The sequence below is a fragment of the Micromonospora sp. NPDC005553 genome (assembly GCF_042871765.1).
Classification (GTDB): domain Bacteria; phylum Actinomycetota; class Actinomycetes; order Mycobacteriales; family Micromonosporaceae; genus Micromonospora.
Map to the genome: position 1 here is coordinate 123,963 of NZ_JBIAJD010000002.1, position 14,974 is coordinate 138,936.

At 70.9% G+C, this 14,974-nt stretch carries 15 protein-coding genes; 4 read left to right on the forward strand and 11 right to left on the reverse strand.

The window, feature by feature from the left end; genetic code table 11:
- The first annotated feature begins 112 nt into the window (after positions 1-112).
- Entirely contained in the window at positions 113-1,159 is a 1,047-nt protein-coding gene (locus ACFYPG_RS07810) for a LacI family DNA-binding transcriptional regulator (RefSeq protein ID WP_355010194.1), read from the forward strand.
- 32 nt (positions 1,160-1,191) lie between these two features.
- On the forward strand, positions 1,192-2,826 hold the full coding sequence (locus ACFYPG_RS07815) for a glycoside hydrolase family 13 protein (RefSeq protein ID WP_387351017.1): 1,635 nt from the start codon (positions 1,192-1,194) through the stop codon (positions 2,824-2,826).
- Positions 2,827-2,983: 157 nt separating this feature from the next.
- On the opposite strand, the gene ACFYPG_RS07820 is transcribed toward ACFYPG_RS07815, so the two are convergent.
- The 6 genes from ACFYPG_RS07820 to ACFYPG_RS07845 form a co-directional block, all read right to left on the reverse strand.
- Complete coding sequence (locus ACFYPG_RS07820) at positions 2,984-3,421, reverse strand: hypothetical protein (RefSeq protein WP_355010196.1); 438 nt, start codon at positions 3,419-3,421, stop codon at positions 2,984-2,986.
- Between the two features lie 81 nt (positions 3,422-3,502).
- Positions 3,503-3,889, reverse strand: coding sequence for a GntR family transcriptional regulator (locus tag ACFYPG_RS07825; RefSeq protein WP_355010197.1), 387 nt, complete (start codon positions 3,887-3,889; stop codon positions 3,503-3,505).
- Complete coding sequence (locus ACFYPG_RS07830; protein ID WP_355010198.1) at positions 3,889-4,815, reverse strand: YhjD/YihY/BrkB family envelope integrity protein; 927 nt, start codon at positions 4,813-4,815, stop codon at positions 3,889-3,891. The genes ACFYPG_RS07825 and ACFYPG_RS07830 overlap by 1 nt, the downstream gene beginning before the upstream one ends.
- Positions 4,816-4,921: 106 nt before the next feature.
- Entirely contained in the window at positions 4,922-5,503 is a 582-nt protein-coding gene (locus ACFYPG_RS07835) for a 2'-5' RNA ligase family protein (protein ID WP_387351020.1), read from the reverse strand.
- A gap of 13 nt (positions 5,504-5,516) precedes the next feature.
- Positions 5,517-6,542: a tryptophan--tRNA ligase gene (gene trpS, locus ACFYPG_RS07840; RefSeq protein ID WP_387351022.1), complete on the reverse strand. Its 1,026-nt coding sequence runs from the start codon at positions 6,540-6,542 to the stop codon at positions 5,517-5,519.
- 33 nt (positions 6,543-6,575) lie between these two features.
- Positions 6,576-7,745, reverse strand: a complete 1,170-nt coding sequence (locus ACFYPG_RS07845; RefSeq protein ID WP_387351023.1) for a hemolysin family protein — start codon at positions 7,743-7,745, stop codon at positions 6,576-6,578.
- 195 nt (positions 7,746-7,940) lie between these two features.
- Here ACFYPG_RS07845 and galE point away from each other — a divergent pair, with 195 nt between their 5' ends.
- Positions 7,941-8,924: a UDP-glucose 4-epimerase GalE gene (gene galE / locus ACFYPG_RS07850; protein WP_387351025.1), complete on the forward strand. Its 984-nt coding sequence runs from the start codon at positions 7,941-7,943 to the stop codon at positions 8,922-8,924.
- A complete protein-coding gene (galK, locus tag ACFYPG_RS07855) occupies positions 8,921-10,090 on the forward strand; it encodes a galactokinase (protein ID WP_387351027.1) in 1,170 nt (389 codons plus the stop codon). Before galE ends, galK begins: the two co-directional genes overlap by 4 nt.
- Before the next feature lie 135 nt (positions 10,091-10,225).
- Here the strand turns inward: galK and ACFYPG_RS07860 are convergent, their stop codons facing one another.
- The 5 genes from ACFYPG_RS07860 to ACFYPG_RS07880 all read right to left on the reverse strand — a co-directional run bounded on the left by ACFYPG_RS07860 (position 10,226) and on the right by ACFYPG_RS07880 (position 14,875).
- Positions 10,226-11,479 (reverse strand): sulfate adenylyltransferase subunit 1, encoded by a 1,254-nt coding sequence (locus ACFYPG_RS07860; RefSeq protein ID WP_387351823.1) that lies wholly within the window; start codon positions 11,477-11,479, stop codon positions 10,226-10,228.
- Positions 11,480-11,553: 74 nt separating this feature from the next.
- Positions 11,554-12,465: a sulfate adenylyltransferase subunit CysD gene (cysD, locus tag ACFYPG_RS07865; protein WP_124862940.1), complete on the reverse strand. Its 912-nt coding sequence runs from the start codon at positions 12,463-12,465 to the stop codon at positions 11,554-11,556.
- A gap of 75 nt (positions 12,466-12,540) precedes the next feature.
- On the reverse strand, positions 12,541-13,371 hold the full coding sequence (locus ACFYPG_RS07870) for a 3'(2'),5'-bisphosphate nucleotidase CysQ (protein ID WP_355010204.1): 831 nt from the start codon (positions 13,369-13,371) through the stop codon (positions 12,541-12,543).
- 132 nt (positions 13,372-13,503) lie between these two features.
- Positions 13,504-14,094, reverse strand: coding sequence for an aminoacyl-tRNA hydrolase (pth, locus tag ACFYPG_RS07875; protein ID WP_387351029.1), 591 nt, complete (start codon positions 14,092-14,094; stop codon positions 13,504-13,506).
- 94 nt (positions 14,095-14,188) lie between these two features.
- Positions 14,189-14,875, reverse strand: a complete 687-nt coding sequence (locus ACFYPG_RS07880; RefSeq protein WP_355010206.1) for a 50S ribosomal protein L25/general stress protein Ctc — start codon at positions 14,873-14,875, stop codon at positions 14,189-14,191.
- Between the last annotated feature and the right edge of the window lie 99 nt (positions 14,876-14,974).

The window sequence follows — 14,974 nt, forward strand, 5'->3', positions numbered from 1 at the left end:
GATGCTGCGCCGCTGCTCTCGCGTGTTGCGGGGACGTTAGCAAGACGTTGCAAGTAATGGAAGGGCTTGCAGAGGACCCCGCAAGAACTTGCCGGTGGGCTAAAGTGCCGCCATGCGCGCTCGACTGTCCGACATCGCCCAGCAGGCCGAAGTCAGCGAGGCCACGGTGTCGCGGGTGCTCAACGACCGCCCCGGCGTGGCCCCGGAGACCCGGCAGGCCGTCCTCACCGCCCTCGACGTGCTCGGGTACGAGCGGCCAGCCCGGCTGCGTAAGCGCAGCGCCGGTCTCGTCGGCCTGGTGGTGCCGGAGCTGGACAACCCGATCTTCCCCGCCTTCGCCCAGGTCATCGAGTCCACTCTGGCGCAGAGTGGATTCACGCCGGTGCTCTGCACCCAGACCGCCGGCGGCGTGACCGAGGACGAGTACGTGGAGATGCTGCTGGACAGGCAGGTCTCCGGGATCGTCTTCGTCTCCGGCCTGCACGCCGACACGGCCGCCAACCACGACCGCTACCGGGCGCTGCTCGCCCGGCCGTTGCCGGTCGTGATGATCAACGGGTACGTGCCCGGCATCGGCGCGCCCTTCGTCTCCTGCGACGACCGGGAGGCGGCCGAACTGGCAGTTGCCCACCTGGTCGCGCTCGGGCACCGACGGATCGGCCTGATCACCGGCCCGGACCGGTTCGTCCCGGTGCAGCGCAAGGTGGCTGCCTGGCGTTCCGCGATGACCCGGCTGGCCGGCGTCGCCGAAGCCGACCTGGGCCCCCTCGCTGAGCTGTCACTGTTCGGAGTGGAGGGTGGTGAGGCGGCGGCCGGCCGCCTGTTGGACCGTGGCGTCACCGGCGTGGTCTGCGGCTCCGACCTGATGGCGCTCGGCGCGATCCGGGCCGCCCGTCAACGCGGCCTCGACGTGCCCGGCGGCCTCTCCGTGGTCGGCTACGACGACTCCCCGCTGATGGCCTTCACCGACCCGCCGCTGACCACCATGCGGCAACCGGTCACCGCGATGGCGGTGGCCGCCGTCCGCGCCCTGGTGGACGAGATCAACGGGCACGGCGCCCCGCACTCGGAGTACCTGTTCCGCCCGGAGCTGGTGGTGCGCGGCTCCACGGCTGTCGCGCCGAGTTCCGCACGCTTGTCTTACGCAAGATCTGCTTGACTCTTGCAACGGCGGGCCGGCATATTGCTCGAATGATCAGCACCGCCACCCCACCGCAGACCACCAACGACGACTGGTGGCGCTCTGCGGTCGTCTACCAGGTGTACGTCCGCAGCTTCGCCGACAGCGACGGCGACGGCACCGGCGACCTCCAGGGCATCCGGCAGCGCCTGCCGTACCTGCGTGACCTCGGGGTGGACGCGCTCTGGCTGACCCCCTTCTACACCTCGCCGATGATCGACGGCGGGTACGACGTGGCCGACTACCGGGACGTCGACCCGATGTTCGGCACACTCGCCGACTTCGACGCGATGATCACTGACGCGCACGCCCACGGCCTTCGGATCATCGTCGACCTGGTGCCCAACCACACCTCCAGCGCGCACCACTGGTTCACCGCGGCGCTCGCCGCCGGCCCCGGCTCACCGGAGCGGGCCCGCTACCTCTTCGCCGACGGTCAGGGCACGCACGGCGAGTTGCCCCCGAACGACTGGGAGAGCATCTTCGGCGGCCCCGCCTGGACCCGGACCGCTGACGGCCAGTGGTATCTGCACCTGTTCGACAGCTCGCAGCCGGACCTGAACTGGCGTCACCCGGAGGTTCGCTCCGAGTTCGAGGACGTGCTGCGGTTCTGGCTGGATCGGGGCGTCGACGGATTCCGCGTCGACGTGGCGCACGGCATGATCAAGGCGGAAGGGCTGCCGGACGTCGGCTTCAGCACGATGACCACCGGCCAGCGTCAGGTCGAACTGCTCGGCAAGGGCCGGCTGCCGTACTTCGACCAGGACGAGGTGCACGAGATCTACCGGGCCTGGCGGCCCATCCTGGACAGCTACCCCGGCGGTCGGATGGCGGTCGCCGAGGCGTGGGCCGAGACGCCACAGCGCCTGGCCCGCTACATCGGCCCGGACGAGTTGCACCAGGCGTTCAGCTTCGACTTCCTCGACGCCACCTGGTCGGCCGACTCGTTCCGCAAGGTGATCGACACCGCCTTGGCCGAGGCGACAGTCGTCGGAGCGCCCACCACCTGGGTGCTGTCCAACCACGACAAGCAGCGGCACGTCACCCGGTACGGCGACGGCGTCGAAGGGCTGCGTCGAGCCCGGGCCGCCAGCCTGCTGATGCTCGCCCTGCCCGGCTGCGCCTACCTCTACCAGGGCGAGGAACTGGGCCTGCCGGAGGTCCTCGACCTCCCCGACGAGCTCCGCCAGGATCCGGCGTTCCTGCGCACCGGCGAGAGCCGCGACGGCTGCCGGGTGCCCATCCCGTGGGACGGCGAGCTGGCTCCGTACGGCTTCGGGCCGGCCGGCAGTGAGCTGAGCTGGCTACCCGCCCCGGCGCTCTGGCGGGCGCTGTCCGTCACGGCGCAGACCGGCGTGCCCGGCTCGACCCTGGAGCTGTACCGGACCGCGCTGCGGATCCGCCACGTTCATCCCGCGCTCGCCCTCGACGCCGACGGGGTCACCTGGCAGGAGAGCGAGCCTGGCGTGCTGGCCTTCTCCCGCTCCGCCGCAGCGACAGTGCTGACCTGCGTCGTCAACATGAGCGGCGCGCCGGTCCTGATCGACGGGTACGGTCAGCCGCTCGTCGCCAGCGACGAGCTCACCGAACAGGGCTCCGGCCGGCTGCTGCCAATTGACGCGGCGGTCTGGTTGGAACGGCGCTGAACGGGTAACTCGTTCTCGACCTGGTCGTTCGTCGTGCCCCGCGCCGACGGGCGACTGGGCTACCGACCCCTTGTGGTGGGGGGTGAGGTGCCACCGGCGCCGCGCGGAGTCCGCTCCGCGTGGCGCCGGTGTCCGTGCACGCCAACCCAGGTCGTCGTCACTTCGCGGTGAGCAACGCGGCGATCCGGGTGAAGCCGGCACGTACCTCGGCCTCGTCCGGCGCTTCGACGGGCTCACCGTGGCCGGCCTCGTCGGCTGCCGCGTCCAACTCCTCGTCGATCACGTCCTCGAAGTCGCCGTACAGGTCGGCCCCCTCCACCTGCCGGGCCTCGTCCTCGGCGGCGACCTGCGCGGCGGCGATCTCGCTGCGGATCTCGTCGGCGGACAGCGCTGGCAGCAGCGGCTCCACCACTGCCATCAACTGCTCCTCGGCCACCACCGCCTCGGCCAGGGCCAACGCGTGCGGTCGCTCGTACGGCCCGCAGACCACCGGCTCCCACTCGTCGATATCACCGAGCGGACCGAAGGTGATGATCCACGGCAGGCCGAGGAGCGGCGAGTCCGGCGGCAGGTCCAGTGTCATGAGTGCGCCCACCGGCTCATCATGGTCCGCGAACGCGAGCGGCGGCGCAGTTCTGCTCAGTTATCGCCCGTCCGACGGTCGATCGGCAGCCGGTCAGCCGGGGCGGACCGCGTCCAGGGCGGCGCGGACCAGGGCGAGCGCGGTGGCCGGTGGCACGCCGAGCCGGGCCGCCTCCGCCGCGTAGCCGGCCGCCGCCCGCTGCAACCGGTCGACGGCGTCGTCCCGACCGGGGGCGACGAAGGTGCCGTTGCGCCCCCGGGTCTCCAGCAGCCCGGCCGCCTCCAGCTCCCGGTAGGCGCGGGCCACCGTGTTCGCGGCCAACCGCAGGTCGGCCGCGAGCTGCCGGACGGTGGGCAGGCGGCTGCCCACCGGCAACCTGCCGTCGCCGATCAGCTCGGCGAGCTGCACACGCACCTGCTCGTACGGGGGCACCGACGAGTCCGCGTCGACCGAGATCAGCACCTGCACGCCTTCCGTCATCAGCCCGCACCGCCCGGCGTACCGGGGTCGACGCCCTCGTCGACATCCTTCGGCGGGGCGGGGGTCTCCGCCAGGTCCACCACTCGGCCGGTGGTGCTGGTCGCCAGGAGCGCCGCGCCGAACAGCACCAACTGGTTGAGCAGGTAGAGGTACAGCAGCAGACCGACGGCGCCGGCCACCACGGTGTACGCCGGGTTCCGCTCGGTCCGCACCACGTAGTACCGGCCGACGGTGTTCAGCAGCGTGATGCCGACAGCGACGAGCAACACCACCGGGCGCAGCCGGGACCGGCTCATCCGCAGCCGGGGTACGGCGAGCAGCAACGCGGTGGCGAGCACTGTGTTGACCAGCACGCTGAGCACCGCGCTGATGGTGGTCAGACCCACCGAGCCGGTGCTGCGCAGCAGGAAACGCAGCAGCGACTCCAACGCGTCCACCGCCGCGACCGAGACGCCGAGCAGCACGAAGACGCCGATCATCACGCCCAGGTCGACGAGCCGCCGCACCACCAGATTGCCCGGCTGCTGGTTGAGCTGGTACATCAGCCGCTGCGAGGACCGGATGGCCTCGACCCAACCGATCCCGGTGAAGACCAGGATGACCAGGCCGACCACACCGACGGTGCCGCTGGAGTTGGCGATCTGCCCGGCGTCCAGGAACGGCAGATTCTCCTTGAGGAAGTCGGCCGCCGCCGCGCTGACCTCATCGTTGTCCTCCAGGATCGCGCCGAAGACGGAGAACGCGACCAGGGCGAGGGCGAACACGGCGAAGAAGCCGTAGTAGGCGATCGCGGCGGCCAACCGGCCGGCCAGCACCTCGCCGTACAGCACCCCGGCCCGCCACACGTGATCGAAGAGCCCCGACCGGTGGCGCGCGGCGCTCACCCAGCGGTCGATGCCCGTCTCGATCCGGCCGATCACGTTCACGCGGTCATCCTCGCCGATCTCCCACCGCTGTAGTGGCAACCGGCTCCCGATGCTCGCCGGCCGGCGCGTCGCTGCTTCAGGTGCTGACGGCTCGAATGCCGGCGTTTCAGGTGCCGAGGCAGAAGTCCCGACGCGGCTGCCACCTGGCCTGCCCGCTGTGCGAGAAGAGGGTGAACCCGTCGACCTCGAACATCGCGGAGAAGTCGGCCAGATCCTCGTACACCCGGTCCAGGGCCTCCGGTGCCACGTCCTGAGCCACTGTGACGTGCGGATGGTACGGGAAGCGGAGTTCGCGGTGCAGGCCCGGCGCAGCGGCGATGGCCGCGGCCAGCAGCTCGCACTCGCTGATCCCGGCGGCCACCGCGACGAACACCACCTGGGTGACCGGACGGAACGTGCCGGTGCCCCGCAGGTGCAGGGTGAACGGCAGGTGTGCGGCGGCGACGGCGGCCAGGTGCCGCTCGACCGCCGGCAGGTTGGCCGTCCGGATCTCGGTGGGCCCGAGCAACGTCACGTGCGCGGGCACCGCCAGCGGATCACCGGCCTCGACCCGCCGCCGGGTGAGCAGGGCACCCCACGGCTCGGGGATGTCCACGGCGATGCCGATCTGGATGGTGTCGCCGGTCGGCGGCACCCCGCCACTGCGATCCACGCTTCGCGCCGCCCCTCCGAGCACCGAGCCGTCCACCTGTACCGCGGAGCTACTCGCCGCGCACGGGCGGGAAGAACCCGACCCGCTCGTACGCGGACCGCAGGGTCGTCGCGGCCACCGCGCGGGCCTTCTCCGCGCCGGCCGCGAGCAGCTTGTCCAACTGCGCCGGGTCGTCGAGGTAGGCGCGGGTGCGCTCCTGGATCGGCCGGACGAAGTCCGTCACCACCTCGGCCAGCTCCTTCTTCAGATCGCCGTAGCCACGGCCCGCGTAGGCGGCCACCAGCTCGTCGATGCTGCGGCCGCTGAGCGCCGAGTAGATGGTCAACAGGTTGGACACGCCCGGCTTGGTCTCGGTGTCGAAGACGATTTCCCGACCGGTGTCGGTCACCGCCGAACGGATCTTCTTCGCGGACCGAGCCGGATCGTCGAGCAGGTCGATGATGCCGGCTGGCGAGGACGAGGACTTCGACATCTTCGCGGTCGGGTCCTGCAGATCGGTGATCTTGGCAGTGTCCTTGACGATGTGCGGCGCGGGCACCGTGAACGTCGCGCCGAACAGCGAGTTGAAGCGCTGGGCCAGATCCCGGGAGAGCTCCAGGTGCTGGCGCTGGTCCTCGCCGACCGGGACAGCGTTGGCCTGGTAGAGCAGGATGTCGGCGGCCTGGAGGACCGGATAGGTGAACAGCCCGACGCTGGCCCGCTCGTTGCCCTGCTTCTGCGACTTGTCCTTGAACTGGGTCATCCGGCTGGCCTCGCCGAAGCCGGTGATGCAACCGAGCACCCAGGCCAGCTGCGGGTGCTCGGGCACCTGCGACTGGACGAACAGCGTGCTGCGTTCCGGGTCGAGCCCGACCGCGAAGAGCTGGGCCGCGGCCACCCGGGTCCGCTGGCGCAGCAGCGCCGGATCGTGCCCGGCGGTGATGGCGTGCAGGTCCACCACGCAGTAGAACGCGTCGTGGGTGTCCTGTAGCGCCACCCAGTGCCGCACCGCGCCGAGATAGTTGCCGAGATGGAACGAGTCGGCTGTCGGCTGGATGCCGGAGAAGACGCGGGGCCGGGCGGGAACGTCGGACATGGCGATAATTCTGTCAGCAAGCAACCCGGTCCGTCATGACGGGCCGGCGGGTCGGCTCCGGCCCGCCGGTGCCGGGGTGCTGACCTCGCGTGGTTCGCCAGCGCCGACCCGGCGCGTCGGCCCGACCGATACCCGGCGGTGCTGCCCCGTCACCGCCTCCCGAGCCGGTTCGGGGCCGCCCGCCGAGGCCGACGCTGCGTCGTACTCGCGGCGCTTGCCGGCGCTCTGCTCTCGGCGCTGGTCGGCGGTGCGGGCGGCGGAGACGGCGAGTTGGGCCACCCGGCGGCCGTCCAACGTGAGCACCCGCAACAGCCAGCCGGCCGGCAGCTCGGCCGGATCGGGTGCGCCGACCTCGGCGGGCTCACCCGGCACCGGCACCTCGTCACCGGTCACCGGGAGCCGGCCCAGCGCGGCCATGACGAACCCGCCCACCGTCTCGTACGGTCCGGCGGGGAGGGCCACCCCGGTCCGCTCGGCGAAGTCAGCGAGGTTGAGGCGGCCGTCCACCACGGCGGGCAGTCCGACACGCTCCGGGTCCGGGGTGGCGTCGTACTCGTCGTGGATCTCGCCGAAGAACTCCTCGACGAGGTCCTCCAGCGTGACGATCCCGGCCGTGCCGCCGTACTCGTCGACCACCACAGCGAGGTGCTGGCCCTCCCGGCGCATCTCGGTCAGCGCGGCGAGCACCCGTTTGCTGTCCGGGAGCCGCTTCACCTCCCGGGCCAACTCGCCGACGGTGGCGCACGGGTCGGCGTCCGGGCGCAGCAGTACGTCACGGAGGTGCACGAAGCCGACCACGTCGTCGTGCGTGCCGTCGGTGACCGGGTAACGGGTGTGGGTTTCGGCGCGGACCAGTCGGGCGGCTTCGACGATTGTCATCCGTGCCGGGAGGAAGACCACCTCGGTGCGCGGCATCATCACCTCGCGGATCAGACTGGCACCGGCCACCAGGACCTCGTCGATGATCCGTCGCTCGTCCGGGTCGAGCACCGTGTTCGCCGCGACAAGGTCCCGCAGATCGGCCTCGGAGATGTGTTCCCGACCGGCCGTCGGACCGGTCCCGAGCAGGTCGGTGACGAGTCGGGTGGCGCCATCCGCGGCGCGAACCAGCACCCGGGCGACGCCCCGGGCGAGCGGGCCAGGGTCACGGCGGGGGTGTGCCCGCGCGTTTCGCCGGAGCCCGGTACGGGCCGCTTCCCGCATGACAGAGATGGTAGACACCGGGGGCCCACCGCACGGGGGATCACGCGGAGCGGCGGAGAGATGTTCGGCTCTGTTTAATCATGGGAGATTATGATGGAATGGGGTTGGCGGTGCCGACGGCGAGAGCGCCGGCCACCGCCCTAGTGTGATCACCGAAGGGCCACGTCCCGGGCGGGCCAGGCAGGAGGCAACGACGTGAAACTGCTCGTCACCGGGGGCGCCGGCTTCATCGGGAGCGTGGTGACCCGGATGCTGCTCGACGCGGGTCACCAGGTGGTCATCCTGGACGACCTGCGTACCGGCCACCGCGAGGCCCTCGCCCCGGACGCCACCCACGTGGAGGCGTCCATCCACGACGCTGCACAGGTCATCACCGCGGACGCCGGCTTCGACGGGGTGCTGCACTTCGCCGCCCTGATCGCCGCCGGCGAGTCGATGGTCAAGCCGGAGCTGTACTGGCAGAACAACACCATCGGCACGCTCGCCCTGATCGACGCGGTCCGGGCCGCCGGGGTGCCCCGGATGGTCTTCTCCTCCACCGCCGCCGTCTACGGCAACCCCACCGAGCTGCCCATCACCGAAAACGCGGTCAAGGCACCCACCAACACGTACGGCGCCACCAAACTCGCCGTCGACATGGCACTCACCTCCGAGGCGATCGCGCACGGGCTCGCCGCCGTGTCGCTGCGCTACTTCAACGTGGCCGGCGCCCACCTCGACGGCGACATCACCCTCGGCGAGCGGCACGACCCGGAGACGCACCTGATCCCGATCGCACTGGACGTCGCCGCCGGCCGGCGGGACAAGCTCCAGCTCTTCGGTGACGACTACCCCACAGTGGACGGCACCTGCGTCCGCGACTACATCCACGTCGCCGACCTGGCCCGCGCGCATCTGCTGGCGCTGGACGCGGCCACCGGCGGTCAGCACCGGATCTACAACCTGGGCAACGGCAACGGCTTCACCAACCGCCAGGTCGTCGACGTGGTGCGTGAGATCACCGGGCACCAACTGCCCGTCGAGGTCGCGCCGCGCCGCGAGGGCGACCCGGCCGAGTTGGTCGCATCCTCCGCACTGGCCCGCGACGAGCTGGGCTGGGTGCCGCAGAAGCCGACCCTGCACGACATGGTCGGGGATGCCTGGGCGTTCTACCGCACGCACATCCTGGGCCAGTCATGACCCACCCGAGCAGTGATGTCGCCGAGCGGGCGACGGCCGGCTTCTCCGCACAGTTCGGTGCCGAGGCCACCGGCCGCTGGGCCGCCCCTGGGCGAGTCAACCTGATCGGTGAGCACACCGACTACAACGAAGGCTTCGTGCTGCCCTTCGCCCTGCCGATGCGCACCGTCGTCGCTGCCGACCGGCAGGACGGCGAGCACTGGACGGTCTGGTCCGAACTCTCCGGCGAGTCGATCACCTTCGGCGCGGAGGACGTCGCCGAGCCGGGTCGCGTCTCCGGCTGGGGCGCGTACGTCGCGGGTGTGGTCTGGGCGCTACGCGAGGCCGGTCACCCGGTGCCCGGCGCCCGGCTGGCGATCGCCTCCGACGTGCCGCTGGGTGCCGGGCTCTCCTCCTCGGCCGCGCTGGAGTCGGCAGTGCTGGCCGCCCTGCTCGACCTCGGCGAGCTGGAGCTCGCCCCGGAACTGCAACCCCGGCTGGCGCAACGGGCGGAGAACGTCTACGTGGGCGCGCCGACTGGCATCATGGACCAGTCCGCATCGATCCGCTGCCGCGCCGGGCACGCCCTCTTCCTCGACTGTCGGGACGAGTCGGTCGAGCACATCCCGTTCGACCTCGACGCCGACGGGCTGGCTGTGCTGGTCATCGACAGCCGCGCGCCGCACCGCCACGCCGACGGGGAGTACGCGGCCCGCCGTCGCTCCTGCGAGGCCGGGGCCAACGCGCTCGGTGTCACAGCGCTGCGGGACGTGAGCATCGACCAGCTCGACGCCGCACTGGCACGGCTCGACGACGAGGAGACCCGGCGACGGGTCCGGCACGTGGTGACCGAGGACCAGCGCGTACTGGACACGGTCGCGTTGCTCCGCGCCGCCCGGGTCCGCGACATCGGCCCGCTGCTGACCGCCTCCCACGTCTCGATGCGCGACGACTTCGAGATCACCGTCCCCGAGATCGACACCGCGGTCGAGGCAGCGTTGGCAGCCGGCGCGCTGGGCGCCCGGATGACCGGCGGCGGCTTCGGCGGCTGCGTGCTCGCGCTGATCGAGGCCGACAGTGCCGACGCGGTAGCCGCTGCCGTGTCCGACGCGTACGCGCAACGAGGTTTCACCGCCCCCGGCACCGTGACGGTCCTCCCCTCCCCCGGCGCCACCCGCCTGCCCTAACCCCACCCCCACCCACCCCACCCGGGCCGGCGGTGATCAAGAGGTTTGCGTCAATTCGAGCCCGGATCCTGACGCGAACCTCTTGATCACCCGCCTCAGGCGGGGCGCGGGGCGGGGGCGCGGCGCGGGTTGGGGTTAGCTCGCTTCGACGATCATCGCGGCGCCTACCGTGCGGTTGGTGGCCTCGTCGATGATGACGAAGCCGCCGGTGGTGCGGTTACGGCGGTACTCGTCGGCCAGCAGCGGCACCGTCGTGCGCAGTCGCACCCGACCGATTTCGTTGAGCCGCAGGTCGTCGGCGGACTCGTCGCGGTGCAGGGAGTTGATGTCCAGCCGGTAGTGCAGCCCGCGCACGATCGCCCGTGCCGACCGGGTGGTGTGCTTGATCGCGTACCGGCCGCCGACCCGTAGCGGGGCTGTCTCGTCCATCCAGCAGACCATCGCCTCGATGTCCTGGGCCACCGCCGGCGCGTTGTTCGGCCGGCAGATCAGGTCACCCCGCGAGATGTCGATCTCGTCGGCCAGTCGTACCGTCACCGACATCGGCGGGAACGCCTCTGCGACCGGCCCGTCGGCGGTCTCCACGGCGGCGATCCGGCTGGTGAAGCCGGAGGGCAGCACCATCACCTCGTCGCCCGGCTTCAGCACGCCGGAGGCGACCTGGCCGGCGTAGCCGCGGTAGTCGGTGACAGTGGTGGACTGCGGACGGATCACGTACTGCACCGGGAACCGGACGTCGACCAGGTTGCGGTCGCTGGCGATGTGCACCCGCTCCAGGTGGTGCAGCAGCGACGGGCCCTCGTACCAGGGCATGTTGTCCGACCGGGTGACGATGTTGTCGCCGCGCAACGCGGAGACCGGCACCACTGTCAGGTCCGGTACGTCGAGCTTCGCCGCGAACGCGGTGAACTCGTCGGCGATCCGCTCGTAGACCTCCTGCGACCAGTCGACGAGGTCCATCTTGTTGACACAGAGGACCAGGTGCGGCACCCGCAGCAGCGAGCAGAGGAACGCGTGCCGGCGGGACTGCTCGACGAGGCCCTTACGCGCGTCCACCAGGATCAACGCCAGGTCCGCCGTCGAAGCGCCGGTGACCATGTTGCGGGTGTACTGGATGTGGCCCGGGGTGTCGGCGATGATGAACTTGCGCCGGGGGGTGGCGAAGTACCGGTACGCCACGTCGATGGTGATGCCCTGCTCCCGCTCGGCACGCAGGCCGTCGGTGAGCAACGCCAGGTTGGTGTATTCGTCACCGCGAGCCGCGCTGACCGCCTCCACGGCGGCCAGCTGGTCGGTGAAGAGCGACTTGGTGTCGTAGAGCAGCCGCCCGATCAGGGTCGACTTCCCGTCGTCCACGCTGCCGGCGGTGGCGAACCGCAGCAGGTCCATCGGCCGGGCCTCCGGCCCGGCGCCGGCAACAGCCCGTGCGTCCGCGCTCGCGGCGGCCACAATCTCGGTACTCATCAGAAGTAGCCCTCCCGCTTGCGGTCCTCCATGGCGGCCTCGCTGACCCGGTCGTCACCACGGGTGGCGCCGCGCTCGGTGATCCGGGTGGCCGCCACCTCCTCGATGACCTTCTCCACGGTGTCCGCGTCGGAGCGGACCGCGGCGGTGCAGGAGGCGTCGCCGACGGTGCGGTAGCGCACCTGTGCCTTGAACCGCTCTTCACCCGCACGGGGGCGGAAGAACTCGTTGACGGCGTAGAACATGCCGTCCCGTTCGATCACCTCGCGCTCGTGCGCGTAGTAGATCGACGGCAGCGGGATGCGTTCCCGGGCGATGTAGTGCCACACGTCCAGCTCGGTCCAGTTGGACAGCGGGAAGACCCGGATCGACTCGCCCGGGTGGTGCCGGCCGTTGTACAGCGACCACAGCTCCGGCCGTTGGTTCTTCGGATCCCACTGACCGAACTCGTCGCGGAAGCTGAACACCCGCTCCTTTGCCCGGGCCTTCTCCTCGTCCCGGCGGGCGCCACCGAACAGCGCGTCGAAGCGGTGCTTCTCCACAGCGTCCAGCAGCACCGGTGTCTGGATCCGGTTGCGCATGCCGTCACCGGACTCCCGGACCATGCCGCTGGCCAGGGCCTCCGGCACGCTCGCCACCACGAGTTGCAACCCCAGCTCGGCGACCCGTTGGTCGCGGTATTCCAGGACCTCGGGGAAGTTGTGCCCGGTGTCGACGTGCATCACCGGGAAGGGGATGTTGGCGGGGGCGAACGCCTTCTGCGCGAGCCGCAGCATGACGATCGAGTCCTTGCCACCGGAGAAGAGCATCACCGGGCGTTCCATCTCGGCGACCACCTCGCGCATCACGAAGATGCTCTCCGCTTCCAAGGCGTCCAGGTGGGAGACCTGGTACGCCGCGGGGGTGGTCATGACACCGGCTCAATTCGCTCGCTCATCCGATTTCCAGACCTTTCCGGTCGGACATGTCAAGAAAGTGCGCTCAGGCTACCCGGAATGTTTCTGCAGCGCTGCAAGCAACCGGGTGGCGAGATCCTTGCGGCAGACCAGGAGGTCGGGCAGCCGCGGATCCGCCTCGTTGTATTTCAGCGCAGAACCGTCGATCCGGGAAGCGTGCAGTCCGGTGGCCGTCGCCACAGCGATCGGGGCCGCCGAGTCCCACTCGTACTGCCCACCTGCGTGGATGTACGCGTCCACCTCGCCGGTGACCACTGCGGCGATTTTCGCGCCGGCCGAGCCCATCGGCACCAGGTGCGCCCCGACGTCCTCGGCCAGATCGGTCAGGAAGACCGGCGGACGGCTCCGGCTCGCGGCCAGACGGATCTTCCGCTCGCCGGCCGTCGCCGCCTCCACTGTCATCGGCGGGTACGCCGGCGGGTAGTCGGTGCCCAGCACCCGGTGCTGCGCCGGCAACCCCACCGCACCGGCGACGAGACCGTGCGGGCTCGGCGCGTTGCGCGCCCAGAGCGCCACGTGCACCGCCCAGTCCGAGCGGCCCTCCTCGGAGAACTCCCGGGTGCCGTCCAACGGGTCGATGATCCACACCCGGTCCGCGTTCAGCCGGGACACCGCTCCGGTGTTGACCTCGGCGGCCCAGGCCAACCGCGACCCCTCGTCCTCCTCGGAGAGCACCGCGTCATCCGGACGCCACTTCGCCAACTCCGTGCGGATCAGGTCGTGCGACACCTTGTCCCCGGCCGACTTCAGCGCACCGGCGTCGGCGAAACCCATCTCCGTGCGCAGATCGAGCAGCGCCTGCCCGGCCCGGGACGCCAACCATCGGGCGAACGCGCCATCGATCATCGGAGGACTGCTCATCTGTCCGCTCCCGTCGCCTCGCCGCGCTGCCCGCACGGGCCGATCCGCCGCGACTCGCGTCGCCGGTCGCGGCACGCTGAAAGGCGCAGACTACCGGCCCGCCGTTTCCGATTCGGGTACGCCCCGCCCGGCTCAGCCGCCGTGGTAAAGGTTCTGGGTCGGCTCCACGCCCTTGACGATCACCGACTCCACCACGTCGGCGGCCCGGTCCACCAGGAAATCCAACTCCTTGCGCTCGGCCGCGCCAAAATCCGACAGCACGTAATCCGCCGGATCCTGCCGCCCCGGCGGTCGGCCGACGCCGAACCGCACCCGGGCGTAGTCCTTGGTCCCCAACGACTTCGACATCGAGCGCAGGCCGTTGTGCCCGCCCTCGCCGCCGCCGAACTTGACCCGCACCTGGCCGAAGCCGATGTCCAGCTCGTCATGCACCGCGATCACCTGCGCGGCCGGCACCTTGTAGAACTGCGCCAGGGCGGCGACCGGCCCGCCGGACAGGTTCATGTACGTCAGTGGCTTGACCAGCACCAGCTTCGGCCCACCGAACCCCAGCCGCGCCTCGGCCACCTCGGCCACCGCCCGCTTGTGCCGGCCGAAACGGGCACTCATTCGCCCGGCCAGCAGTTCCGCCACCATGAAGCCGACGTTGTGCCGGTTGCCGGCGTACTCCCGGCCCGGGTTGCCCAGGCCGACCACCAGCCACGGCCCCGCCTCGTCCGTCACGACCCGTCCCCTCCGATGCCCAACGCAGCGACTCCCGATATGCCGACAGGCGCCCCCGAACATTCGGGGACGCCTGTCGCACAATACGAACCGATCAGGCCTCGGTGCGCGCCTCGGCACCCTCGGCCGGAGCCTCGTCCGCGCCCTCGGAGCCCTCGGTGGTCTCGCCGACCTCGGCCTCGGCCTCGTCGGTGGCAACCTCGACGTCGGGCAGCGTCGCCTCGAGCTGCTCGGCGGTCGGGGCGGCGGTCACCGACGCGACGGTCAGCTCCGAGTCGACGGCCAGCTCGACGCCGGCCGGCAGCGTGACATCGCCGGCGGTCACCAGAGTGCCCGCCTCCAGGCCCTCGATCGACGCCTCGAGGTGGTCCGGGACCTTGGTGGCGTCCGCGGTCACCGAGAGGGTGTCGTGGTCGTGCACGATCAGGGTGTCCCGGGCGGCCTCGCCGGTCAGCTGGACCGGGACCTCGACGGTGACCTTCTCGCCCCGGCGGACCAGGATCAGGTCGACGTGCTCGAAGGTGTCGCGGATCGGGTCACGCTGGATCGCCTTCGGCAGCGCCAGCACCTGGGTGCCGTCGGCGATGTCGATCGCGAAGAGCTGGTTGGCACCGCCCTTGCGGATCGCGGCGGCGAACTCCCGCGACGGCAGCGCGATGTGCTTGGGCTTCTCGCCGTGGCCGTACAGCACGGCGGGCACCTTGCCGGCCCGGCGGGTACGGCGGGCACCACCCTTGCCGAACTCGGTACGGGGCTCGGCGCTGATCTTTACCTCGGACACGGGGAAACTCCTGATGCTTTTCGCTGCGGCGGCTTGTCGTCTAACGGTGCTGGGCGAGGGGCTCGCTGGGGCTCATGCGTCATGAACGACTGCCCGGAG